Raw genomic sequence first — 24,070 nt, forward strand, 5'->3', positions numbered from 1 at the left:
ATTGTTTTTGCCCTTTACTTTTGCAACACTCTTTGGTAGTTAAAAGTTTTAAATTACCTAATAAGCTTTTTGTCTACCAATGAAATGTTGCAAAAAAACATTAAGTATTATATATACATAAAGTCAGTTATTAACCGCCACCAACTTTTGGGAAGAGGGCGATAGTATCACCCTCTTGTAAAACATAGTCCTCTTTTTCGTGAACTGAGTTAATCATCAAAACTCCCAAAGGGAGTTTGTGATTTGTTATTCCTAATTCATCCATTATATCTTTAGCAGTAGTACCACTTTTACAGACTTTTTGCTGGACTTTGAATTTTCCTTCTCTGTACTGAGCAAACAGTTTTACAGTGATATTTATGCTATCACTCATCAGAAATTCCAGAACTCATCTATCTCTTCATTTGTAAAATCCCATACAACATTATGAGGAGGAAGAGGCTCATACTTCATAAATTCAGGCATTCTATCATCAGCACTTGTTAAACCAGCTTTTAGGTTAAATTCTCTCTCTTTTTTCAAGATATTTTTACCAAGGCTTGTTACATCATCAGCTGTTAGATTTATGCCAAATCTAGCATTTATCATGTCAATTAAAGCTGGAAGACATTTTGGATCATCAAGAGCCGGGAATGCAACAAATATACACATACCAGTGCTATCCACTGCAGCTGAAGCAATTTGAAGATTTCTTGCAAGTTCAACTTGACCATCTTTTTTCAAAGGATCAATATGTCCACCACTATTTAAGATATTTGTAGCAACTGCATATCCAGCAGTGTGATCAGCTCCCATAGGAGTTGTTACATAAGTTACACCCTGTCCTTTTACAGCTCTTGGCTCATACGCAGGAATTGATTGGTTTTTAACTACAGGAACTCTTACAAGTCCATAAAGTTTACCAAGATTTCCACATCCTCCACCAATGATTCTTCCAAGAGGAGTTCCATTTGCTACTTCTTCAGCAAGAATTCTGTAAGCTTCTTCGCCATCACCAAATTTAATTAATCCTGCATCTACTGCTAGTCCAAATGTTACACCAGTTTCAATTGCATCAACACCCAAATCATCCATCAATGCATCTATTTTTGCGATTTGATCTAAATCTTTTATTCCAAAGTTAGCACCAAATGCCCAAATCATTTCATATTCAAATCCAGAAGTTAGATAGTTACCATCTTTATCATTGTATGTCTGAGAACATTGGATAACACAACCAGCATGACAACCGTGAGTTGTACTACCATTTCTAGCTTTGATATTTTCAGCCATTGTTTCACCACAAATAGCTTCTGCATTTTCAGAATTTCCACTTCTAAAGTTGTGTGAAGGAAGTCCACCAGCTTCATTGATGATATTAACCAATACATTTGTTCCAAATGCAGGTAATCCCTCACCACTGATTGGGTTTTCTTGTAGAGCTTTTGTAAATACTTTACTTGCTTCTTTAAATTTTTCAGGATCAGCAATGCTAGCACTTGCTTCATTGAATTTTTCAGCATCAACCGTAATACATTTGATTTTTTTAGAACCCATAACTGCACCAAGACCACCACGTCCGTGACTTCTTAGTTTACCTTTTGGATCTTTTACTGAGATATTTGAAATTAGCATTTTCATCTCACCTGGGCGACCAATGCTCATTACAGCTACTTTTTTATTATATTTTTCAGCCATTTTATCAAGTACATAGTAGTTGTCTTTTCCAACTAGCTCAGGAACAGTTTCAATAACTATATTTTCTTTACTTACATGTATATGATAAAAAGTAGAATCATCTTGTGGAATTCCTTCGATGATAAGAGCTTTGACACCAAGCTTAGCCATAACCCCAGCCATAGTACCACCAACATTACTCTCTTTAATACCACCAGTTAGTGGACTTTTTGCACCGCAAGAGTTTCTTCCGCTGTTAGCTGCACTTGTACCAGATAGTAAACCTGGAGCAAAAACTAACTTATTGTTTGGACCAAGAGGGTGACACTCTGGATCAACTTCTTCAGATACTATTGTTGAAGTTAATGCTCTACCACCAAGTCCCATCCAATCAGCTGGAACATCTTCAATCTTAAAACTAAGATCATTCATATTGACACGATAGATTTTATCTGCCATCACAACTCCTTTTGAAAATTTGTTTACGGTATTATATAAAGAGTTTATAGCATGAAAATAGCAAGACTTAAGAAGGGGGATGTATGGTATAGCCAACACCTCTAATGTTGGTTATAAAATCCTCTTTTAAATGCTTTTTTAATCTATTTACTTCAGCTCTTATTGTTCCATCTTCGACATTTTCATCATTCCAAACATAATCTTTAAACATATCATAACTGCAAATAAATGAGCGATTATGGGCTAAAAATTCTACTATTTGAAGTTGTCTTTTTGAGAGTACTTGAGGTATGTTGTTGTAGTATAAAACTGAATTTTCAAAATCAAAACTATAATTTTTTGATAATCTTTTATGACTCATCTCTTTTTTTGAAGTTTCTAAAATTTTATTTATTCTTAGGTTTAACTCTTTTAAATGAAAAGGTTTTTTTATATAATCACAACATCCAAGTTCATATGCTTTTGATATATCTTCTATATCTATAAGTGTAGATATGTAAATTACAGGTGTAACTTTTTTTTGGGCATGAAGCTTTTCTAATATGCTTAAGCCATCAAGGTTTGGAACGTTTATATCAAGTATCAAAAGATCAAATCTTTCATTTTGTGCAATTTCTAAGCACTCATCACCATCTCTAACTTGTACTATTTGATGTCCTATGGTTTCTAAGTATTGCTTGATAGCATTATTTAGCATGATGTCATCTTCTAAGAGTAATATCTTCATTCTACTCCCTCTTTGAAAATATATGTAAAAGTTGTAAGCTCTTTTTTTGATGTTAAGTTTATATCTATATTTTCTTCAACACATATTCTTTTTACGAGATTTAATCCTAATCCAAAGCCATCTTTTGATTCTTCTTCTCTATAATACTCTTCAAAAACTTTTTTAGGCTCTTGAATTTGCCTAGAACAAGATGATATGGAAAAAATTACTCTGTTATCTTCTTTTTCTAGCTTTACATGTATATCTTTGTTTTCGTAAGTATATTTAATTGCATTTGTTAGATTGTTATCTATAATTCTTTGAAGTTTTGTTTCGTTAAAAAAGATTGTTATATCGTCTTTTGGATGTGTAAAAACAAATTTAGAATTAACTTTTAGAGCAACTTGAGAAAAGAAATCTATCCTAGCTCTTATATAATCAACTAAATCAATTTTTCTTTTAAAATAAGTAATTTGGTCTTTTCTAACTAAGTAGCTTAAATCATCAAACAAAGAAAAGATACTTTTAACTCCTACTTCTATATTTTCTAAATATGTACTTTTGCCAAATTCTAATTCATGAAGTTCTATGTTATTCATGATAACACTAAGCGGTAAATTCATTTCATGGATTGTATGTCTTAAAAACTGTTTATGAGATTTTAAGATATTGTTAGAATAAGCAATTTGTTCTTCTAGTTTTTTTGATTGTTTAGCGTAGTCTTCATTGCTTTGTTGAATTAAATTTGTAAGAGATTGTATGGTTTTGGCATATGATGCTTCTTTTTTGTTTATACTATTTTTATTGTCAGATGAAGAAGAGGGCGCTTTTATACTTTTGTCTGCTTCACTTAGAGCAACTGCTGTTAGAGTTTGATTTAAAACTTCATTTTTACAGTTGTGATGATAAAACTCAGAATATGTAAAAAATCCAGATGTTGGAGCGATGCTAGCAAAAGGTTTTACTTGGATTTTAGTCAAATCAGGCATATATCTTCTTCTTGCCATACATGAATATATGAAAAATGTTTCAGGCTCAAATTTATTTAGATTTTTTAAAACTTTTAGAGGATTTTTTAGTAGTGATTTAGCATCACCATATCCAATTTTTACTTTTTCTCCCTCTTTAAAATTCCCTGAAAAACTCAAACTTCCATCTTCATGCCTACTTATCACCGCTCTTGCTATTGGAAAATCTTTATTTTGTTTGATTAGTGGAAATTCAATTTGAGATATATTATTTCCTAGATATTTGATGTAAAAATCACTAGGATTCATCCCATCAATTTCATAGACTCTATTTCCTTTAACTTTATTGATAGTGTGTTCTAGCCCTATAGCTTTCCAATCAAACTTATAATCAGTTGCAACTTTTAATACATCAGAATCTAAAGCTACCCCAACAGCACCACGTGATAAAATTTTATCATTTGAAGATATGTATGTTTTTTTAAAATTACCATTATCCCCAGCCATTCCACCACAAACAATTATATTTTTATCTACACTACTAACCCCATTTAAAAATTCTTCAGCATTCATATGCGTACCATCTGAAAAGAGTATCAGTAGTTTTGTTTTTTTTGATATTAATTTTTTTGCTAGTTTTTTTCCACACTCAAATGAATCTAAATCTTCAATAAATTCAGTTGTAATTTTTGTTGCTTTAAAAACAGAAATAGAAATAACTGTATGTTGTGACAAGATAGAATAATCAGCAATTTCTCCATCAGTTGTTGAGCCAATAATAGCTGCTTGAGGTAGATTGGCTTTTAAAGTTTTTACTATTTGTTCTAATTCGTCTTTAGCATTACCGCAAAAAACCTGAATAAGAATATTTTTTTCATCCATTAAAGTTGAAAAATCAATAAACTCATCTAGCTTTAGTGAATTACATATGTAATTGAATGTTTTCATAAATTTTAATCTTTTTATTTGAATTATAACAAAAAGTTTATAAGCCTACTTGTAAACGCTACAAATAAATTAACTGTGAAAATTATAGTTTTCAATAATTAGAACATATAAGAGGGATCAAACCTCTTATATTGCGCCAAGCTTTTCTTTTACTTCATCACTTGCCATTGTTATATTCCAAGCAGGTTCCCAAACTACAATTGCTTCAGCATTTTGTGCTTTTGGAAGTTCTCTTAAGACAGCTTCTTCTACCCACTGAACTATCATTTGATGAAGTGGACAAGCTCTTGTTGAGAGTGTCATAGTAACTTTTACATTTCCCTCATCATCACAAGTTGCATCATAAATCAATCCTAATTCAACCAAATTAAAACCAACCTCAGGATCAATTACAGTACTAACTGCTTTAAAAATTTCCTCTTTTGTATACATATCTTTTCTCCTATTTAAATCTAATCATATATAGTAAATTATATAGCATAATAACCGCACCTACTATTAACATAAGTGAACCAATTACATGTAGATAATTTAACTGAAAAAACATAGCAATGCTTATCAGCCCTACTCCTATACATGTAAAGCTTATTTGAATATTTGCACTAGTTTGGGGAACCATATCTGCTAACATTGGAACTTTTTGTTTTCCAACAAGTGGTGAAAATCTCTCATACCATACTAAAAATGGAACAATTTTATAAAGGTGTCCCAATATAATAAATCCAAAAAAACCTGAAAATAGTAACCATCCTGAAAGTGTTGCATATAATGCTTCATTTGTTACTACATGTAAAACTCCAAAAATAGCTGATAAAGCAAAACTAACAAATGAAATAAATAATGATATAATATACATATCATTTTGTTTTCTTGCTCTTGTTTTGTTAATTAAATATACTAAGTAAAAATAACTTATAACAGATATAAAACTAAGAATATATCCTAAAATATAAAGTATATCACTACTCATAAGAGATGCTATAAAAACACTAACAACACCCAAACTTTGAGTAGTTATTGCAAAATCCAAAGGTTTTCTAGAAAATCCGTGAGCTAAACCAAACATCGGTAATAACACATAAGAAAATGCCATAATAGTTATAAATATATATCCACCAATAACCATAAAAACATGTGCTTTTAAAAGCTCACTAACATCGCTTGTAAAAAAACCAGCAAATGTTAAAGCCATAATAAAACCAACTATTACTCCTATCCATAAAAATGTATTTGACAGTAAAACACTTATGGTAGTTATATTGAACTCTTTTACATTTTTTAGGGTTAAGAGTGTCTCAAGCGCAAATATACTCATGCAAACAAGTACCAAAACTCCACCAAAAGATAAAACCAAATGTGAGTGCATAAACCCATATGCCATTAGTAAAACACCAATAGTTAAAAGCGGATATATAAGATAATAAAAATCTACACTAAAATGACCTTTTTCAAGTACTACTGGAATCAATTGAGCCATAGCACCAAATATAATCATCATTACAAAACCAAGCAAATAAAGATGTACCCAGCTTATAATTTTTAAATCTGAAAAATTTTGAAAATCATTCACATTAAAAGTTAGTAAAAAAAGCGCACTTACTAGATAAAATATAATTCCTATAATAAAATAAGGAGCTATTAATTTAAATGGTGGCGCAAAATCTCTGGTTATACTTACCATCTTTTTTTATCCATTGCAGCTATTTTGAGTAAAATCTGTTGTACCTTTTGCATCAGGCTTTTTTGTAAAAATAACTTTTACCTTATTATCTTCAATATCTACAACTTCATAATCATAATCAGCCTCTATTTTTGGAAACAATCCCATAGGTGGTTTGTGATTTATCATTTCTAGTTTATCTGTTTTATTATTTAAAAGTTGTAATCCACACATTGCATTTACCATTGGCTCTGGTGGTTGAGTTGCTGATGTATCAAACGTATATATTACACTCCCCTCTTCTTCTTTTTTGTAAAAATCAACAGTTGAGCCTGTTACTTCAATCTTTTCCATACTCTTTCTCCTATATTTTTAGGACAATTTTAGTCTTATACAAAATATTATTCATTGATTATAATCAATTTAACGCAAAATTAATACAAATTTTATAAAATAACCAATCCAAAAGGAGTATTTACATTGAAAAATAAAAAATTTTTAACAATACTATTTTTAGAGTTCTTAGTAGTAGCTGGAATTGCTGGATATTTTTTGATAGATAGTGCTGATATTTACAAGTTTATTGCTGGAGATATTAAGTTTTATGAAATGAATAAAGATTGTGATTTACACAAAACTAGTTGTAGTGTAGAAGTACCAAATTTTGGTAAAATTACTTTTGATATAACTCCAAAAGATATACCTTTGATGAAAGAGTTAACCTTTAAAGTAACAAGTTCAGTTGATGTTGATGAATTTGATATGAACATATTTGCAACCAATATGAACATGGGTTATCACCAGTTTAAACTTAAAAAAATTGCAGATAAAACTTATGAAGCAAAAGGGATACTACCTACATGCGTAGTTGGTGGGATGATTTGGAGAGCAGAGGTTATTAACGGTAGGAAAGGTGCAGTTTTTATTTTTAAAACAAAATAATGTTATACTATATTTATGAGGTATAAATTAGATTATAAAAAAGATTTCAAAAGTAGTTTACTTTTTTGGTTAGATAGATTTGTAAAGTACAAACTAACTTCGCTTTCAAATAGACAAGTAAGTGACAATAAAAAACTCTCAACCATAATTGCTAAGCTAAATAAAGGCTCAAATAGTATAGATGAGTTAAAAGACCTATGTAAAAATGCTAGAAATATAGGTTTGATTGGGATAAATACCTATATAAATCCACTTTACAATTTTTATAACTACATAATAAATTTTGATTTTAAAAGTTTAAAAGAGATAGATGAAGAAATTATAAGTGAGTTTTTAGCTTCTCAAACTGGTTCGCTAAGCGATGCTACTAAAAAAAACTATCGTATGACAATGGTTGCTTTTTTTGGATTTTTAGATAAACAAAATGAAGAATCAAATGGCAACGCTTATATATTTAGAATCGAGCTTAAAAACTGGGGCGGATTAAAAAGTGGTATGCAAAATAAACTCCCTTCTTATATGCAAGATGAAGAGTTAAAAAGATTTTTAAAAGCAATAGATGAAACACCTTTTAAAGAGTATGCAAAATATAAAAATAGACTTCTTATTAAAATCATACTGTATAGTGGTATGAGAGTAAGTGAAGCTTTAGGTTTACATGTAAAAGATATAACAAAAGAAGATGGATATTTTATTTTTATGATTCGAGGGAAAGGAAATAAACCAAGAGTTGCAATGATAAAAGAAAAATTCATACAAAAAGACTTTGATGAATGGATGAGTAAAAGAGACCATTCTATCTCCTTACTCTTTTATTCTAGAACTAAAAAACCTCTTACTCAGCCATATGTTAGCTACATTATGGATAAGATTTTATCTCATGCAGGAATTAGAAAAGATAAAAATGGAGCTCATATGTTAAGGCATACCTTTGCTACTAGACTTTATCAAAAAAATAGAGATTTAGTTTTAGTCCAAGAGGCTCTTGGACATGCTAGTTTGGATACTTCTAGGATATATACGCATTTTGATAAAGAGAGATTGAAAAAAGCAACAAGCGCAATCGAAGATTAATCACCAATATCGTGTTTTTTAGGATAATCAAAAAACAATATCTTCCCACTTTCTTCTTTTATCTCTTGAAAGATATCTACATCAAATTCTATACAGACAATAGAACATGTTGGAATATTAGTCAATATTGCTCCACTTAGTTTCTCTCCAACTTCGGTTATGGTTGGATTATGACCTACTATAAAAACTTCATTTAAATTATCATCTAATGAGTCTAGAAGATATCTATAAGTTGTATAAGAACTATCATAAAGAGTTTCTTTATATACTATTTTTTTCTCATCATAACCAATTATCTCGGCAATTTTTTGTGCTGTTTTTTTGGCTCTTTTTGCAGGAGATGACAAAATTAAATCAGGCATAATATTAAAATCTTTGAGTCTGTTAGCCATATATGGCAGATCTTTCTTCCCTCTTTTGTTTAAAGGTCTCTCAAAGTCGCTCATTCCAATCTCTTTCCAACTAGACTTTGCATGGCGTATTAGATAAAGTTTTTTCATAATGCCATCTTAATACATAAAGTTATTTACTACCCAGTTTTTAACTAGGCGTCTATTTGTTGCAAAGAATGGAAGTTCATATCTTAACATGCACTCTAATTTCTTGATCGAATACTCATCACTTATGCCAAGTTCATTTATAATGATTTCAATCATAACTAACATCTGGTTTTTAGATTGATTATCAAAAAGTTCGCTACCCTCTTCTTCTAAAAATTTTTCTTTATTTATTTTTTCATCTATTTTTTCATAATCTAAGTTAAGCTCAATCAATTTCTGCCTCTTTCTTAGCTAAAATTTTCTCACCTTTTTTTATTTGTATATTATAGACTTCTAGCTCATCTTCAAGTTCTTTTTTTATTTCTTGGCTTAAAGTTTCATTTTTAAGTCTATTTTTTATCGCTGCTTTGTTTTCTTGTAGTTTTTTCAAGAGTTCTTTTAGACGCTCTTTTTTACTTTCCTCACTCTTTGGAGGTTTTACATGTAGAACTTTTTTTGTCTTCTTAAAAAACTCTTTTATTTTCATTGCAGCCATCCTTTTTTGGATTTCTAACTAAATTTTAGTTAATTAAATAGAAAATTTTGCTTAAAGCAGCTAAATAATATGTTCTAAATCTTCATCATTTATGATCAAATGCTCATCATTGTCAGTTCGATTTAAAAATAATTCTTCTGCCATTGCTATAAGATTTTTTGAGATTTCGTAGGCATATTGACTATCATTCATCAGTGATACAGCCATTTTATTTGATATGAGTTCTTGTCTAATTAAATCATCAACCATACCGTTTGCAATTATGTCATACTTTTTCAAGTGTAATTTTGCTTTAGAGATAAGTGTTGCAATTTTTTCATGGTCGTGAATGACATCTATAGTATCAATCAAGCGTAGAATTTTTACTAAATCTTTTCTGATATTATTGTACTGCTCTTTTATATATTCATTTTTGGATTTTGTATAAAACTTTATATTTTTTTCTAAATGTTTCGCTGCTTTTATGGCTGAGACAATGTGTTTAATCGCTAGTTTTATTCTATAAATTTTTTCAATATCTTCATGAGTCATATTTGTTTGAGCTTTTGTACAATAAAGTAAAATTTCTCCTGAAATTTCTTTGATTTTTGATTCATATTCACTGCTAACATTGATATCTTTTAAATCATGCTCATCATTTAAAACTTCTTCAACTGGCATTGAAGATAAGATATTTTTTCTTTTTAACAGTAAACTATTTGCTATAATTTTAAAAGCTATTTCATACAAATGATTTGTCTCTTTTGTTATAGCAATTAAAGCAGTTTCAGGAAGTTCAAGCACTGAATCATTTAGATATTTAACTCCAACAACTCCAGCATCTATTTTAGTAGGATATTTTTTCTCTTTAAAGATGGTTTCTAAAATTTTAACAAGATTACTTATAAATGGGATGAAAATAACAACACCCATTACCTTAAAAAGTGTATCAAAAACAGCTAATTTTAAAGTAAAGTTATTATTTGATATACCAATATAATCACTAATAATATTTACAACTTCCATCATATAAGGAAGTATAAAGATCGCAATAAAACCTGTTGTTAAATTAAATATAAAATGGGCACCTGCTAGTCTTTTTCCATCAACATTTGAACTAATTGAGCCAATAATAGCTGTGATTGTAGTTCCAATATTTGCTCCAATAGTCAATGCCAAAGCATTTTCGTAAGTTATTTGACCAACTGAAAGAGCAGCAATGATCAAAACTATCGTAGCATGACTTGATTGCATTATAACAGTTGCAATTATACCAATACCACTGTATATTAAGATTCCTTTTAATCCACTAACTGAAAATGCGCTAAAATTAACACTATCTTTAAAAGTCTCAAATCCCTCTTTCATATAGTGGATTCCTAAAAACAAGAATCCAAGACCTACTAAGATATATCCTATTCCTTTGAGTGTTTTTGCTTTTTGAAAAAGTAATAAAACACCAAATACAAGCATTGGCATTGCATAAGCTGAAATTTTAACTTTGAGTCCAAATCCAGCCATAAGCCAGGCTCCTGTTGTTGTACCTATGTTTGCTCCAAATATTATGCCTATACCTTGAGTAAGCCCTATAAGACCTGCGCCTAAAAAAGATATAGTAAGTACTGAAACAAGAGAGCTTGATTGCATGAGTGTAGTAGTAATTATCCCAAAGCCAATACTTTTATATAGTTTATCAGTTGTTTTTTTTAAAATGTTTTCTAAAATTCCACCAGAAAAAGCTCTAAATCCTTCTTCTAATGAAACCATTCCAAATAAAAATATAGCAACACCAGCAGAAATTGTTTTAAATTCAATGCTTATCCAAAAGCCATATGAAAGTAAAACAAATATAACTGGTAAAAACATTTTCTTTAGCATTATTTTTCTATCCTTTTAACTAATCCTGACTTTTTTAAGCCAAGCCAATTTATATCTTTTTTAATAATGTTTTTATGAAAAAACTTTATTCCAAATTGAGGTAATTCAATTCTTTTGATACCTTTTTTAGTAAGCACTATTCTTGCTTTATGAAGTTTTTTTTCATTTTTAGATATAAATTCTACTACTACATTAACATGATATACCTTATGTCCGTATATTTTATTATGGGTTGTTCTATATAATGGAATTTTTGGTGAATCCATTTTTTTTAAGAATTTTGATATATCAAATCTCATTATATTATGAATTCCATTTATTGTATTGTTATAATAATCTTGAATATTTCTATTATAAAGAGTGATATGTTTTTCGTATTTTAAAATTTCCTCTCCCAAAAACCAAGTTGAAAGTCTATTTTGTGTTCCACTTAGTCTGGTCTTTACTACATCATCATTTAAATTTACTTTATTGATAAATCTTACTTTTTCTTTTATAAAAGAAAATATGGATTTTTTTTGATTATCATAAATTTTTTCTTTATAATCATAAATCTTTAATTGCATTTTTTTATCGAAGTATTTTCTGTATGCCTCTTTTATTCTATCTTTAAACATATAACTTATAACAAGTGCTGCAAAAAATGTAAGTGTAAAATTTCCATATTTTTGTTGTGTGAAAAAAACAATGGCTGTTGTAAAAACCATAGAAATTCCAGCCGCAATTGCATAGTAAAACTCTTTTATATTTTTTCCGTCTTCCTTTCTTTTTTGATGTAGATAAAGAACACTATAAAAGTATTTTTTAAATACAGAATATCTATAAATAACTTTTTCATTTTGATATTCATCATTTGATATAATTGGAAAACCATTTTTTTTACAAAATTTTAGTTCTTGGTTTATTTGATGAACTATTTTATTTACACAATCAATATAATCTTTTCCATAAGTATTTAAATAAATATTTAATTTAAACAAATAATGTTGTGTAGTTAAGCTTAAATATTCTGGCGCTGATTGTGATACAAATATTAATTCTTCATTATTCGATAAATCTTCTAGATTGAGGATTTCATTTTTTAGCTTATCAAATCTTTTAATTCTCTCTAACAAAACTATAATTTTATTTATATTTATTTTATCAGTAGTTTTTATATCATTTACAAATTTTCTTAAATAAGTTATATAAGAACAAACTAACATTTTTAGTTCATGTAATAAGGCTAAAATTTCTTTATCATTGCCTATGTTTTTTTTAATAGAAGATATAATATCTTCCATCTTTTTATAAATTAATCCCAGTTTATATCTTGGTGTAATTAATCGTATATAACTTATATAATCACCATAAAAATCTTCTTTTGTATATGTATAATCGTTTATTCCTAGATTTTTAGGAATAAACATATATATGTTTATATCATAATCAATTTGTTTTTCATTCTTTTGATTAGATAGATAACCAGCCCTAATTTCAAATTGATTTGGGCTAGTTATTTTGATAAACTCTGTATCATTTACCATATCTAACAAACTTCTGTTTTTTCATTTTTTTCTTGTTTTTTATACTTATAGTGGCTAATAAGAGGTTGAACTAGTAGTATAATTATGATTGTCCACAAAATTTTAGCTGTTATTGATTCAAAAAATACATAACCATCACCAGATGAAATTGTAAGAGCTTGTGTAAAACCATTTTCTGCGATAGGGCCTAAAATCATACCTAAAATTATAGCACTAAGAGAAAAACCAAGTTTGTCAAGGAAAAAACCAGAAAATGCAAAAATAAGCATAAGCCATACATCAAACATAGAGTTATTAATAGCATATGAACCTACAATTGCAAATACACTAATTGAAGCAATCAGTATAGATGTAGAAATTTGAGAAATTTTTGCAAAATATGGAGCGAAAAATAAACCTACTAATAAAAAAACAATATTAGCAATAAAAAGTGATAAGATAAATCCATAAGTAATAACACCATGTTTAGTAAAAAGTTCAGGTCCAGGAATCAATCCTTGAATCATCAAACCTCCCATAAGAGCTGCTGATACAGTATTTCCTGGTACGCCAAGAGTTAAAAGTGGAACTAAAGAGCCACCAACACAAGCATTATTTCCAGCTTCAGCTGCTGCAATCCCTTCTGGATTTCCTTTGCCAAATAGTTTTTTTAATTTTGATTTTTGTTTTGCGAAATTATATGATATAAAAGCAGCAATTGTAGCACCCTCCCCTGGTATAATCCCTACTACAGTTCCTGCGGCTGTTCCAATTGTGATAAAAGGCCACATTCCTTTTGGCATTTTATCTCGCTTTATAGTTTTTAAATCAATATCTTCATTCGATGTATTTTTTTCACTTGTAAGTGCAAGCATTTGAGTAATGGAAAACATACCAATAAGTGCTGGCATAAATGAAACACCTTCGTAAAGTTCAACTATTCCAAAATCATATCTATTCATTCCTGTCATTGGATTTGTTCCAATTAGAGCAATAATAAGTCCTATTAAACCAGAAATAATTCCTTTCGTAAGTCCGCCAGATGCTACTGAAATAACTCCTGTTAATCCCATAATAGCAAGTAAAAAATATTCAGCTGGACCAAATTTTAGTGCAAATTCAGCTAATATAGGAGAAATTGCTAAAAGAACAATCACAGAAAATGTTCCTCCAACAAAGCTAGCTACAACCGAAACTTTTAATGCAAGTCCACCTCTGCCTTGTTTACTTAAAGGGTAACCTTCTAATGCAGTTGCTGCTGCTGCGGGTGTTCCTGGTGTTGAAAGCAAAATGGCAGGTATGGAACCACCATACATCGCACCTGCATATACTCCTCCCATCAAAGCCAAACCAATTAGTGGAGTAAATGAAAATGTAATTGGGATTAAAAGTGCAACTGCCATCGTAGCAGTAAGTCCTGGCATACCACCAATTACAATTCCTGAAACTGTTCCTATAAAAACTGCAATGATAACATCAAATGACATAACAGCTTGTAAAGCATCTAATAAAATCATTTTATCCCTTTAAAAAATTGTTATCTCAGGAAGTAGTATCTCAAAGCCTACTTGAAAAAGCAGATATACTCCAGCTGTGATTGCTATAGATATGATGATTGATTTAATGAATTTATTATATCCCATAGCCCTCATAGTTGCTGGAATAAATATAAGCGTGCCAAGTATAAAGCCAATATACTCCATAATCCAAACATATGCTATTAGAAGGAGTATAAGAGTAAAAAATTTATCTGGCCTTTTTGTGAACTCTATAAACGAAGGATTTGAGATAATACTCATAGCTAACTCTACAACCCCTGCAATACCAAGTGCAATAGCAAGTGCTTGCACATAAAGTGAAGAGCTATCTGTTGAAGCTTTGCTAACAGCATTACTTACAGTATCAGCACTACTAAAAAGCAGTGCTGATAATACTATAAAAAATATACTTAAAATAATTTCTATATATTTTTTATTCATGAATATTACCAAGGAGTTTTGTAAAAAACTTTTTGTGTATCAGTCTGAAGACCTCTTAGGTAAGATTCATACTCTTTTGAGTTTAGAGGATTTAGAAAAATAAAGCTTTTTTTAGCTCTTTCTTTAAATTCACTATCATTTACAACTTTTGTGTATAAATCTTCAATTTTACTAGCAATTTCAGGTTTTACTTTTGCGCTGATTATCATACCTCTAGTTGCAGTCATTAAAACATTGTAGTTTTGCTCTATTGAAGTAGGAATATCAGGAGCTACCTCTGCTCTTTTTTTAGAAAGAAGTGCTATAATTCTCACTTTACCTGCTTTATGGTTTGCTAGCATTTGAGAAAGATTCATAAAAGCAACTTCAACATGATTTCCTAAAATTGCAGTTTTTTGTTCAGTTGAACCTTTTGTTGGTAATAGGTTAAAGCTAACTCCAGTTTTTTCTTCAAATTGCTTAGCTGCTAAAAAGTCATCACTTCCAATTCCATTAACAGCAGCTGTTATTTTTTTAGATTTTGCTAACTTAACTAAATCATCTAAGTTTTTGACACTACTTGAAGAATTAACAACTACGATGCCAGGATCCTCAGCAATGTTGCCAATTACTTTAAATGAATCAATTGTATATTTTGCTTTACCTGAAACTATATGAGCAACGAATTGAGGTGTAAACATTAATCCAAATGTATAGCCATCAGGTTTTTGTCTTTGCTCATAAGAAAAGCCAATAAGCCCTCCAGCACCTGGTTTATTTACAACAATAAAATCAGCATCTTTCCAATACTTTTTAGCAGTATCAATAAACAATCTAGCAGTAGTATCAGTAGAGCCACCAGCTTTTGATGGTACAACTAACTTAATTGTTTTACTAGGATAAGCAGCAAATGAAGTTGTTGCAACAGCAGCACAAACTAAAAGTGAAGAAATAATTTTTCTCATTTTTGTCTCCTTTAAAAATTAAACTTAATTTACTGTAAAACAAAAAAATCAAAAAAAAATCAAATTTTAATATATGATATAATTAATCATGGGTTTTTTGATTAAAATTTACAAAATTACTCACGCAAGAGGTTTACATGTACAATGACTTTAAAGACTATACTATTTTGTATGCTGAAGATGACGAGGGTGTAAGAGAAGTAACTTTTAGTATGCTAAAAAGGATTTTTAAAGAGGCTTATGAAGCAAAAGATGGATTAGAAGCTTTTGAAAAATATACTCAATATAAGCCAGATATTATAATAGCAGATATAAAAATGCCAGAGTTAAGTGGTATTGATTTGATTAAAAAAATAAGACAAAAAGATGAAAAAACAAAAATCATGATTACGACTGCTTTTAATAACGAAGAATATCTTATGGAAGCTATTGAGCTAAATATTGTAAGGTATATTGTAAAACCTCTTACCAATAGAAACTTATTTCCAGCCTTACAAAAGGCCATATCAAAGATTGATAAAATAGTAATGTTGGGGGATGAGTTTTATTACGATAATAGAACTTCATTGTTCTATTATAAAAATGAAATTATACAAATGAGTAAAAAAGAGCTTCTATTTTTATCATTACTTGTAAAAAATAAAGACAATATAGTAACATATGAAATGATTGAAGATGAGGTTTGGTCACCTGAAGAAATGAGTTTAAGGTCACTCAGAACAATAGTTGGATTGATTAGAAAAAAAATTCCATATAATATTATTTCAAATATATCAAATATGGGTTATAAGTTAAAACTTTTTCATGAATAACATTGATTATAAACAAGAAGAAAAAAGAACAAAAAGGTTTGTTTTGTTAGGCTCAAGTATTGTAGTTCTTGTTGTCTCTTTGTTAGTTGCCTATATCCTAATAAGTTTTGAAATAAAAGAATTTAAAACTCACATAAAAACCTTTAAAGATACATTGATTGAAAGAGAAAAATCTGCTATCAAATCTGCTGTAAATAACCTCATAAATGATATCAAATATGATGAAATATCTAGATACCAAGAGATAAAGAAAAGATTGAAAAATCAGACAAATATATTTGTTAATAATTTAGAATATAGTGTTTTAAATCAAAATACTGGTAAAAAAGATATGATTAAGAAAATCACATATCTATTGGAGGTTGCTTATAAACAAAGTGGTGTTGCGTTTTTTATGTTTAAAAATGATGGTGAACTTTTATTTAGTACAGCGAAAAATTTAAAATTACATCAAAATTACATAGATTTAAAAGATATTGATGGTAAACAATTTGTAAAAGAAATTATAAATAAATCTGGTTTTGTTGATTTTCTTTGGTTTGTACCAAAAAATCTTAGAATTTCTAAAAAAATAACATTTTCTAAAAAAATTGAAAATCTAGGTGTAGTTATAGGTTCAGAAGAATTTTTAAATACCAAATACCCATTGAACCAAAAAATGGTTGATAAAATTTATAATGAAAAATTTAATAAAAACAATTTTATTTTTATATATGAAATTATGAGTTTAAGTAGCTCTAAAAACTATTCAAAACTAATATTAGAACAAAATATAAAAACAACAAAAAATGATTTAAGAGCTATTGAAGATATTCTTGAAAAAAGTGAATATAAAGGAAATATTTTTTACGAGTATAACAATAAACTAGTATATTCAGCATTTTTGTTTGATCAAAAAACATTTATAAGTGCTGGAGTATATCTTTCTAATATAAAAAATATACTTGAGAATGAAGAAAAAATTTCACATGAAAATTTAATTAAAAAGATTAGTTCTTTACTTATTAACATTACAATAGTTCTTGTTGTTTTCTTTTTAATCTCTTATTTTATTGCTCAAAAAATTGAAAAACTTTTTAATGATTACAACAACAAAATCATTAATTCACAGCAACTATTAATTCAAAAAACAAAAATGGCTTCTATGGGAGAGATGATTGCAAATATCGCTCATCAATGGAGACAGCCTCTAAGCAGACTTTCTAGCTTTTTTTTAGATATAGAATCAGCTTATAAGTTTAATGAATTGGATGAAAAATATTTATCAAAAAGAATTAATCAAGCAAATGATGTACTTTAATATATGTCAAAAACTATAGATGATTTTAAAGAATTTTACAATCCAAATTCAAAAGAGAAAAGTTTTTGTCTTTATGATTCTATTAAAAAAGCTATTAAGCTAATGGGTGGATCGTTATCTTTTTATAATATAAAGATAGATCTACATGTAGAAAAGTCTTTACATGTAAATGGGTGTAGTAGTAGTGAATTTTCTCAAGTGGTGTTAAATATGCTAGCAAATATAAGGGATGTTGCTATAAAAAGAAAAATAAACAATTCATGCGTAATGATATATACAAAAATAAAGAATAAAAAATTATATTTATTTATAGAAGATAATTGTGGAGGAGTTAAAGAGGAAAATATTGAAAAAATTTTTGAACCTTATTTTACAACAAAATATAATCATGGAACAGGTATTGGTCTTTATATGTGCAAAATCATAATAGAAAATAAATTAGGAGGAAAACTTTCAGCAAAAAATTTAAAATCAGGTTTATTTAGACAAGAAATTCTTTTTGATAGTTACATAAAGTAACAAAAAACTCATAAAATACTTTAAAAAATCCATAAAAGTTACATAATTTTTGATTTACATTTTTTTTACATTTTTTTTAATTATTCTTTTCCTAGATTTAAATTTCAAAGGAGTAAAGATGAAAATCTTAAAATTATGTAGAAACATTGCGTTAGCTGGATGTCTAGCAGCTGGTATGGCAACAACTTCTGTTGCTAGTGAGGTAGAATCAATCCACTTTTTAATTCCTGGTGGAGCTGGTGGTGGCTGGGATGGAACAGCTAGAGGTGTTGGAGAAGCTTTAAAAAAATCTGGCTTAGTTGGACAGACTTCTTTTGAAAATATGTCTGGAGGTGGTGGCGGTAAAGCTATCGCTTATTTAATCGAAACAGCTTCAAAACAGCAAAACACAATGATGGTTAATTCAACTCCGATTGTTATTCGTTCACTTCAAGGAGTATTCCCTCAATCATTTCGCGATTTATCTTTAATAGCTTCAGTGATAGCTGATTATCAAGTTTTAGTTGTTAAACCAGATTCAAAATATAAAAATTGGGATGATGTATTAAAAGCATTTAAAGCAAATCCTAGAAAAGTAAAAATTGCAGGTGGTAGTAGTAGAGGTAGTATGGACCATTTAGTTGCAGCTCAAATTTTCCAAGCAGCTGGTGGCGATCCAAAAGCAGTTAGATATGTTCCTTATGATGCTGGTGGAAAAGCGCTAGCTGGTCTTTTAACAGGAGAAGTTGATGTATTATCAACTGGATTTGGTGAAGTTTTAGAAAAACATAAAAAAGGACAAGTAAGAATTATTGGTGTTACTTCAAAAAATCCAATAGAAGGAATTCCGTCTTTTAAAAGTATGGGTACAGATGCATTTTTTGCAAACTGGAGAGGTTTTTTTGGTGCACCAAATTTGTCAAAAGAAAAAATTGCAGCATTTAATAGTGTGTTAAAGAAAATGTACGATACTCCTGAATGGGAAGTAGTTAGAGCAAGAAATGGGTGGACTAATTTGTATCAGCCAACTGATGAGTTTAGAAAATTCTTAGAGGACCAAGAAAAAACTATTGGTTCTTTGATGAAAAACTTAGGATTTTTATAAGATATAAATTCTTAAAAAATTAAAAGAGGAGAGAAATCCCCTCTTAATAGGAGGGTGTTATGACAAAAACTCGTGTTGGTTCGGTCTTTTTTTTACTTTTTTCAATTTTGTATTTTTACCAATCTTACAATATTCACTTACTACCTGGTGCTCATTATGATGCAATGACAGCTAGAACTTTTCCTTTTTATCTTGGGATATTAGGGATTTGTATATCAATTTTAATGTTTGGTTTAAGTTTTTTAGAAAGTAGTGAAAAAGATATCTTTGATTTTGAAAATTTAAAAACTTATGATTTTAAAAAAGGTGTATATTTTATTTTAGCAATGTTACTTTATGGTTTTACTATAAGAACACTTGGATTTATAATTTCGACAATTATATTTTTGATAATAGGATTTAAAATACTTGAAGAAAAGAGATGGAAAATTATACTTTTAACTTCGTTTGGGGTAAGTATTGTTTTTTGGTTTTTACTTACTCAAGTTTTGGGTATATATATAGAGCAAGGTTTAATTTTTGATTACCTTTTAGGAGCTGCAAAATGATGGAAGGTATATATGAAGGTGTAAGTACTGCACTTTCTGCTTATAATATTTTAATGGTTGCTATTGGTGCATTTGCTGGTACATTTATAGGGATGCTACCAGGGCTTGGACCGATTTCTGCAATTGCACTTATGATTCCTGTTACATATGGAATGGATCCAGCTAGTGGACTTATTTTAATTGCTGGAGTTTATTATGGAGCTATATTTGGTGGTTCAACTTCATCTATTTTAATTAATGCTCCAGGGGTTGCTGGAACTGTTGCTACAGCATTTGATGGTTATCCAATGGCTAAAAAAGGATATGCTGGTAAAGCGTTAGCAATTGCTGCATATGCTTCATTTAGTGGTGGAACAATTGCCGCAATTTTTTTACTCTTTGCAGCTCCAGCACTTGCAAAAGTATCACTTAGCTTTCAATCATCAGATTATTTTGCATTGATGGTTTTAGGATTAACTGCCGTTGCTGCTTTTGCTGGTAAGGGTAAGTTTTTAAAAGCTGCCATTATGACAATATTTGGTTTGATGTTAGCAACCGTTGGAACTGATGCTGATAGTGGAGTTTCAAGATATACTTTTGGAAATTTAGACCTCATTGATGGTATAAGTTTCTTGCTTTTAGCAATGGCAGCTTTCGCACTTAGTGAAGCTTTGATGAATATCATTGAAAATAAAAAAATGAGCAAAGAAGAAGAAGAAATGCTCAAAAAAGATATTGGAAATTTAAAAGTTACTAAAGAAGAAGTAAAAGAGATGGTTCCAGTTATTGGTCGTTCATCTGTTTTAGGTTTTTTTGTAGGAGTACTTCCAGGTGCTGGTGCTACAATTGCATCATTTTTAGCCTATGGGATGGAAAGAAGCATTGCTAGTGCAAAAGAAAAACTAAAATTTGGTAAAGGTAGTATTAGAGGGCTAGCAGCTCCTGAAAGTGCTAATAATGCAGCGTGTTCAGGATCTTTTGTACCACTTTTAACACTAGGAATTCCAGGAAGTGGAACGACTGCTGTTATTTTAGGAGCTCTTATATCATATGGAATTCAGCCTGGTCCAACCTTATACACTGAACAACCTGCCCTATTTTGGTCAGTTATCATTTCTATGTATATAGGAAATTTGGTACTTTTGATTTTAAATTTACCACTCATTCCATATATTGCAAAACTTTTAGCAATGCCAAAACAACTTTTAACTCCTTTAGTTATCTTTTTTTCATTAATTGGAGTTTATTTGGTTACTTTTAATACCTTTGACATATATATGATGGTTGTATTTTCAATCGTAGCGGTATTTTTAAGACTAATTGATTTTCCAATGGCTCCTATGATATTAGGTTTTATCTTAGGTGGTATGATGGAAAATAACCTTAGAAGAGCACTAACTATCAGTGATGGAAGTTTAGACTTTTTATGGGAAAGACCAATAACTGCTACAATACTTGCAATTACAATTTTAATGCTCGTTTATCCATTGATAAGTAATTACTTTTTGGGTAAAATAAAAAAAGAGGGATAAACCTCCCTCTTTTGTATTCAGAGGTTGCTATGACTAAAGAGTTTAAAGATTTTTCCTTACTATATATTGAAGATGATGATGGTGTTAGAACAATCAATCTTAGAATCTTGACTAGACTTTTTAAAAATGTTTATGAAGCAATTGATGGTGAGATGGGGTGGGAGTTGTATAACAAACATAAGCCTCAAATAATTCTTACTGATATAAAGATGCCAAAATTTGATGGTATTAGTTTAGCAAAAAAAATTCGAGAACACGACAAAACGACAAAGATTATCATAACTACAGCATTTAGTGATTCAAAATATCTATTAGAAGCAGTTGAATTAAATCTGGAGAGATACTTAGTAAAACCACTTACAAAAAGAAACTTACTACCAGCTCTTCAAAAAGCAGTTGATGGATTAAAAGAAAATGCTATTTTGAGTTTTAGCGAGAATTTTTATTTTAATTATGATACTGAATTGTTCTATTTTGATGATAAAGTAATTGATATGACTAAAAAAGAGTTAACTTTTTTAAAACTACTTGTAAAAAATAAAGACAGAATCGTTTCATACTCTCAGATAGAAAGTGAAGTTTGGGGTGATGAATATATGAGTATGAATTCTCTTAGAACAAGCTTGGGTTTTTTGCGCAAAAAGTTACCTAAAAACATCATAAAAAATGTATCAAATATGGGTTATACATTAAAAATAGATGGATAATTTACAAGAAGAAAAAAATATAAAAAGAGTTATCCTTTTAGGATCAACTTTTATAATTTTATCAATCTCTATTGGCTTAGCATTTTTGTTGATAAGCAGTGAGATAAAAAACTTTAAAACTCATCTAGAAACTTTTAAAAAAACGCTAATTGAAAGAGAAAAATTTACTTTAAAATCTAGAGCGGAAAATATCGAAAATGATATATTATATGAAAATGTTTCATCAATTAAACAGTTAAAGCAAATCACAAAAAACCAAACAATAATAGCATATAACATTGCTAAATCGATATATTCAAACAATCAGTCTTTATCCCAAGATGAAGTTATTAGAAAAATCAGAAATGCTTTATATAGCATTGGAAATCATAAAATTCAATATTTTATATTTGATGTTTTTGGAAATTTGATACTAAATACAAGTGATAGATCAAGTGAAAGTAGAAACTACTTAGATTTTGAAGATATCTATGGATTTAAATATGTAAAAGAGATAATTTCAACAAAATCAAAAACAGGTAATTTTGTTAGTTTTACATGGTACAAACCAAAAAGCAGCAAAATATCAAAAAAAATTACTTTTGTAAAAATGATGGATGAATTAGGAATTATCGTAGGCTCTGCTAGCTTTTTAGATGATATAAATCAACCAAATGATAATATCATTGAAAAGATAAAAAGACAATCTTTTAGAAAAGATGAATTTATGTTTATGTATAAGATAAACAGCTTAAACAATGCTCATAAAAATGCAGATTTAATAATCCAAAAAAACTTAAAAAACAAAGATAAAATTCCTGCAATAATAGAAAAAATTCTTATAAGTAGTGATTACAAAGCAAATATCTTTTTTAGGCATCAAAATAGCCTATTTTATTCAAAATATATAAAAAGTTCTAAGATATTTATCTCTGTTGGTTTAGATTTAGGCTTTATAAATGAAATAATTGCAGAAGAAGAAAAAATTTCAAATAAAAACTTGATGGATAAAATTACAACCATTATTATCATAATTGTACTCAGTACAACTCTATTTTTTGCGATTTCATACTTTGTATCTAGTAAAATAGAAAGAATTTTTAAAGATTACAGGCAAAGAGTTACAAAACAAAAACAACTTTTAATACAAAAATCAAAAATGGCTTCTATGGGTGAAATGATAGCAAATATTGCTCATCAGTGGAGGCAACCACTTTCTCAACTATCAGGATTGTTTTTTGATATTGAAATGGCTCATGAGTACAAAGAACTAGATAAAAAATATTTGTCAAATAGAATTGATGAAGCAAATGATTTAGTAGAGTATATGTCAAAGACAATTGATGATTTTAAAGAGTTTTATAATCCTAATACAAAAAAAGAGAACTTTAGCCTTTTAGAATCAGTAAATAACGCTTTAAAAGTTGTTGATGCCTCTTTAAGGTATAGCAATATTATTGTTGAAGTTGATATTGATGAATCTTTACATGTAAGGGGTTACAAAAACGAATTTTCTCAAGTTATTTTAAATATCATATCAAACTCTAAAGATATTGCTAAAAAACGAGATATAAAAGAACCTATTATTAAAATCTATGCTAAAAAAACTGATAAAAAAATAGTTTTACATGTAGAGGATAATTGTGGAGGTATAGAAGATGAAAATTTTGAAAAAATTTTTGAGCCATATTTTACTACTAAATATGATTACGGAACTGGCATAGGGCTTTACATGTCAAAAGTAATTGTTGAAAATAAGATGAATGGTAAAATTATAGCTTCAAATACAAGTTTTGGAGCTTTGTTTAAAATCGTGCTAGTTAACTAAAAAATAGTAAGTAAGATTCGTAATATAATCTTAGGTTCTTAAAATGCAA

The 24,070-nt window shown here is 29.0% G+C and carries 25 protein-coding genes; 10 read left to right on the top strand and 15 right to left on the bottom strand.

Annotated features, from left to right (window positions below; genetic code table 11):
• Positions 1 to 130: 130 nt before the first annotated feature.
• The 7 genes from ACKGJI_RS05745 to ACKGJI_RS05775 form a co-directional block, all read right to left on the bottom strand.
• Positions 131 to 373: a MoaD/ThiS family protein gene (locus ACKGJI_RS05745; RefSeq protein WP_458701625.1), complete on the bottom strand. Its 243-nt coding sequence runs from the start codon at positions 371 to 373 to the stop codon at positions 131 to 133.
• Positions 373 to 2,115, bottom strand: coding sequence for an aldehyde ferredoxin oxidoreductase C-terminal domain-containing protein (locus tag ACKGJI_RS05750; protein ID WP_458701626.1), 1,743 nt, complete (start codon positions 2,113 to 2,115; stop codon positions 373 to 375). Before ACKGJI_RS05750 ends, ACKGJI_RS05745 begins: the two co-directional genes overlap by 1 nt.
• Before the next feature lie 67 nt (positions 2,116 to 2,182).
• Positions 2,183 to 2,842, bottom strand: coding sequence for a response regulator transcription factor (locus ACKGJI_RS05755; RefSeq protein ID WP_458701628.1), 660 nt, complete (start codon positions 2,840 to 2,842; stop codon positions 2,183 to 2,185).
• Positions 2,839 to 4,737 carry an FIST N-terminal domain-containing protein gene (locus ACKGJI_RS05760; protein WP_458701629.1) on the bottom strand — a complete coding sequence of 633 codons (1,899 nt, stop codon included), beginning with the start codon at positions 4,735 to 4,737 and terminating at the stop codon, positions 2,839 to 2,841. The genes ACKGJI_RS05755 and ACKGJI_RS05760 overlap by 4 nt, the downstream gene beginning before the upstream one ends.
• A 126-nt stretch (positions 4,738 to 4,863) precedes the next feature.
• Entirely contained in the window at positions 4,864 to 5,169 is a 306-nt protein-coding gene (locus ACKGJI_RS05765) for a metal-sulfur cluster assembly factor (protein WP_458701630.1), read from the bottom strand.
• 10 nt (positions 5,170 to 5,179) lie between these two features.
• On the bottom strand, positions 5,180 to 6,418 hold the full coding sequence (locus tag ACKGJI_RS05770) for a hypothetical protein (RefSeq protein ID WP_458701631.1): 1,239 nt from the start codon (positions 6,416 to 6,418) through the stop codon (positions 5,180 to 5,182).
• A 6-nt stretch (positions 6,419 to 6,424) separates the two neighbouring features.
• Positions 6,425 to 6,751 (bottom strand): hypothetical protein, encoded by a 327-nt coding sequence (locus ACKGJI_RS05775; protein WP_458701632.1) that lies wholly within the window; start codon positions 6,749 to 6,751, stop codon positions 6,425 to 6,427.
• 126 nt (positions 6,752 to 6,877) lie between these two features.
• Here ACKGJI_RS05775 and ACKGJI_RS05780 point away from each other — a divergent pair, with 126 nt between their 5' ends.
• Positions 6,878 to 7,339 (top strand): hypothetical protein, encoded by a 462-nt coding sequence (locus ACKGJI_RS05780; RefSeq protein WP_458701633.1) that lies wholly within the window; start codon positions 6,878 to 6,880, stop codon positions 7,337 to 7,339.
• A gap of 15 nt (positions 7,340 to 7,354) precedes the next feature.
• A complete protein-coding gene (locus ACKGJI_RS05785; protein ID WP_458701634.1) occupies positions 7,355 to 8,413 on the top strand; it encodes a tyrosine-type recombinase/integrase in 1,059 nt (352 codons plus the stop codon).
• Here the strand turns inward: ACKGJI_RS05785 and ACKGJI_RS05790 are convergent.
• The 8 genes from ACKGJI_RS05790 to ACKGJI_RS05825 form a co-directional block, all read right to left on the bottom strand.
• Complete coding sequence (locus ACKGJI_RS05790; RefSeq protein WP_458701636.1) at positions 8,410 to 8,913, bottom strand: SixA phosphatase family protein; 504 nt, start codon at positions 8,911 to 8,913, stop codon at positions 8,410 to 8,412. The genes ACKGJI_RS05785 and ACKGJI_RS05790 overlap by 4 nt on opposite strands.
• A gap of 9 nt (positions 8,914 to 8,922) precedes the next feature.
• Positions 8,923 to 9,186 carry a hypothetical protein gene (locus ACKGJI_RS05795; protein WP_458701637.1) on the bottom strand — a complete coding sequence of 88 codons (264 nt, stop codon included), beginning with the start codon at positions 9,184 to 9,186 and terminating at the stop codon, positions 8,923 to 8,925.
• On the bottom strand, positions 9,179 to 9,439 hold the full coding sequence (locus ACKGJI_RS05800; protein WP_458701638.1) for a ribosome-recycling factor: 261 nt from the start codon (positions 9,437 to 9,439) through the stop codon (positions 9,179 to 9,181). Before ACKGJI_RS05800 ends, ACKGJI_RS05795 begins: the two co-directional genes overlap by 8 nt.
• A gap of 69 nt (positions 9,440 to 9,508) precedes the next feature.
• Entirely contained in the window at positions 9,509 to 11,305 is a 1,797-nt protein-coding gene (locus ACKGJI_RS05805; RefSeq protein WP_458701639.1) for a Na/Pi cotransporter family protein, read from the bottom strand.
• Entirely contained in the window at positions 11,305 to 12,840 is a 1,536-nt protein-coding gene (locus ACKGJI_RS05810; RefSeq protein ID WP_458701640.1) for a hypothetical protein, read from the bottom strand. The genes ACKGJI_RS05805 and ACKGJI_RS05810 overlap by 1 nt, the downstream gene beginning before the upstream one ends.
• Positions 12,834 to 14,327 carry a tripartite tricarboxylate transporter permease gene (locus ACKGJI_RS05815; RefSeq protein WP_458701641.1) on the bottom strand — a complete coding sequence of 498 codons (1,494 nt, stop codon included), beginning with the start codon at positions 14,325 to 14,327 and terminating at the stop codon, positions 12,834 to 12,836. Before ACKGJI_RS05815 ends, ACKGJI_RS05810 begins: the two co-directional genes overlap by 7 nt.
• Before the next feature lie 9 nt (positions 14,328 to 14,336).
• The gene (locus ACKGJI_RS05820) at positions 14,337 to 14,789 is read right to left on the bottom strand and encodes a tripartite tricarboxylate transporter TctB family protein (protein ID WP_458701642.1); all 453 of its coding nucleotides are present in this window, start codon (positions 14,787 to 14,789) and stop codon (positions 14,337 to 14,339) included.
• Positions 14,790 to 14,794: 5 nt separating this feature from the next.
• Positions 14,795 to 15,733 carry a Bug family tripartite tricarboxylate transporter substrate binding protein gene (locus ACKGJI_RS05825; RefSeq protein WP_458701643.1) on the bottom strand — a complete coding sequence of 313 codons (939 nt, stop codon included), beginning with the start codon at positions 15,731 to 15,733 and terminating at the stop codon, positions 14,795 to 14,797.
• A gap of 137 nt (positions 15,734 to 15,870) precedes the next feature.
• Between ACKGJI_RS05825 and ACKGJI_RS05830 the strand changes: the two genes are divergently transcribed.
• From ACKGJI_RS05830 to ACKGJI_RS05865, 8 genes are all read left to right on the top strand, one after another.
• Positions 15,871 to 16,545, top strand: a complete 675-nt coding sequence (locus ACKGJI_RS05830) for a response regulator transcription factor (RefSeq protein ID WP_458701644.1) — start codon at positions 15,871 to 15,873, stop codon at positions 16,543 to 16,545.
• Positions 16,538 to 17,845, top strand: a complete 1,308-nt coding sequence (locus ACKGJI_RS05835) for a cache domain-containing protein (protein ID WP_458701645.1) — start codon at positions 16,538 to 16,540, stop codon at positions 17,843 to 17,845. The genes ACKGJI_RS05830 and ACKGJI_RS05835 overlap by 8 nt, the downstream gene beginning before the upstream one ends.
• 3 nt (positions 17,846 to 17,848) lie before the next feature.
• Positions 17,849 to 18,364: a sensor histidine kinase gene (locus tag ACKGJI_RS05840; protein WP_458701646.1), complete on the top strand. Its 516-nt coding sequence runs from the start codon at positions 17,849 to 17,851 to the stop codon at positions 18,362 to 18,364.
• A 118-nt stretch (positions 18,365 to 18,482) separates the two neighbouring features.
• Positions 18,483 to 19,448: a tripartite tricarboxylate transporter substrate binding protein gene (locus tag ACKGJI_RS05845; protein WP_458701648.1), complete on the top strand. Its 966-nt coding sequence runs from the start codon at positions 18,483 to 18,485 to the stop codon at positions 19,446 to 19,448.
• Positions 19,449 to 19,507: 59 nt separating this feature from the next.
• A complete protein-coding gene (locus tag ACKGJI_RS05850) occupies positions 19,508 to 19,996 on the top strand; it encodes a tripartite tricarboxylate transporter TctB family protein (protein WP_458701649.1) in 489 nt (162 codons plus the stop codon).
• Positions 19,993 to 21,507, top strand: coding sequence for a tripartite tricarboxylate transporter permease (locus ACKGJI_RS05855; protein ID WP_458701651.1), 1,515 nt, complete (start codon positions 19,993 to 19,995; stop codon positions 21,505 to 21,507). The genes ACKGJI_RS05850 and ACKGJI_RS05855 overlap by 4 nt, the downstream gene beginning before the upstream one ends.
• An 11-nt stretch (positions 21,508 to 21,518) precedes the next feature.
• A complete protein-coding gene (locus ACKGJI_RS05860) occupies positions 21,519 to 22,214 on the top strand; it encodes a response regulator transcription factor (RefSeq protein ID WP_458701652.1) in 696 nt (231 codons plus the stop codon).
• A complete protein-coding gene (locus tag ACKGJI_RS05865) occupies positions 22,207 to 24,021 on the top strand; it encodes a sensor histidine kinase (protein WP_458701653.1) in 1,815 nt (604 codons plus the stop codon). Before ACKGJI_RS05860 ends, ACKGJI_RS05865 begins: the two co-directional genes overlap by 8 nt.
• Positions 24,022 to 24,070 lie beyond the last annotated feature (49 nt).

The organism is Sulfurospirillum sp. 1307 (assembly GCF_054408545.1).

Excerpts from the sequence above, each read along its gene's own strand:
- ACKGJI_RS05745 (WP_458701625.1), bottom strand. The coding sequence starts at position 373 with ATGAGTGATAGCATAAATATCACTGTAAAACTGTTTGCTCAGTACAGA.
- ACKGJI_RS05750 (WP_458701626.1), bottom strand. The coding sequence starts at position 2,115 with ATGGCAGATAAAATCTATCGTGTCAATATGAATGATCTTAGTTTTAAG.
- ACKGJI_RS05755 (WP_458701628.1), bottom strand. The coding sequence starts at position 2,842 with ATGAAGATATTACTCTTAGAAGATGACATCATGCTAAATAATGCTATC.
- ACKGJI_RS05760 (WP_458701629.1), bottom strand. The coding sequence starts at position 4,737 with ATGAAAACATTCAATTACATATGTAATTCACTAAAGCTAGATGAGTTT.
- ACKGJI_RS05765 (WP_458701630.1), bottom strand. The coding sequence starts at position 5,169 with ATGTATACAAAAGAGGAAATTTTTAAAGCAGTTAGTACTGTAATTGAT.
- ACKGJI_RS05770 (WP_458701631.1), bottom strand. The coding sequence starts at position 6,418 with ATGGTAAGTATAACCAGAGATTTTGCGCCACCATTTAAATTAATAGCT.
- ACKGJI_RS05775 (WP_458701632.1), bottom strand. The coding sequence starts at position 6,751 with ATGGAAAAGATTGAAGTAACAGGCTCAACTGTTGATTTTTACAAAAAA.
- ACKGJI_RS05785 (WP_458701634.1), top strand. The coding sequence starts at position 7,355 with ATGAGGTATAAATTAGATTATAAAAAAGATTTCAAAAGTAGTTTACTT.
- ACKGJI_RS05790 (WP_458701636.1), bottom strand. The coding sequence starts at position 8,913 with ATGAAAAAACTTTATCTAATACGCCATGCAAAGTCTAGTTGGAAAGAG.
- ACKGJI_RS05800 (WP_458701638.1), bottom strand. The coding sequence starts at position 9,439 with ATGAAAATAAAAGAGTTTTTTAAGAAGACAAAAAAAGTTCTACATGTA.
- ACKGJI_RS05805 (WP_458701639.1), bottom strand. The coding sequence starts at position 11,305 with ATGCTAAAGAAAATGTTTTTACCAGTTATATTTGTTTTACTTTCATAT.
- ACKGJI_RS05815 (WP_458701641.1), bottom strand. The coding sequence starts at position 14,327 with ATGATTTTATTAGATGCTTTACAAGCTGTTATGTCATTTGATGTTATC.
- ACKGJI_RS05820 (WP_458701642.1), bottom strand. The coding sequence starts at position 14,789 with ATGAATAAAAAATATATAGAAATTATTTTAAGTATATTTTTTATAGTA.
- ACKGJI_RS05825 (WP_458701643.1), bottom strand. The coding sequence starts at position 15,733 with ATGAGAAAAATTATTTCTTCACTTTTAGTTTGTGCTGCTGTTGCAACA.
- ACKGJI_RS05830 (WP_458701644.1), top strand. The coding sequence starts at position 15,871 with ATGTACAATGACTTTAAAGACTATACTATTTTGTATGCTGAAGATGAC.
- ACKGJI_RS05835 (WP_458701645.1), top strand. The coding sequence starts at position 16,538 with ATGAATAACATTGATTATAAACAAGAAGAAAAAAGAACAAAAAGGTTT.
- ACKGJI_RS05840 (WP_458701646.1), top strand. The coding sequence starts at position 17,849 with ATGTCAAAAACTATAGATGATTTTAAAGAATTTTACAATCCAAATTCA.
- ACKGJI_RS05845 (WP_458701648.1), top strand. The coding sequence starts at position 18,483 with ATGAAAATCTTAAAATTATGTAGAAACATTGCGTTAGCTGGATGTCTA.
- ACKGJI_RS05850 (WP_458701649.1), top strand. The coding sequence starts at position 19,508 with ATGACAAAAACTCGTGTTGGTTCGGTCTTTTTTTTACTTTTTTCAATT.
- ACKGJI_RS05855 (WP_458701651.1), top strand. The coding sequence starts at position 19,993 with ATGATGGAAGGTATATATGAAGGTGTAAGTACTGCACTTTCTGCTTAT.
- ACKGJI_RS05865 (WP_458701653.1), top strand. The coding sequence starts at position 22,207 with ATGGATAATTTACAAGAAGAAAAAAATATAAAAAGAGTTATCCTTTTA.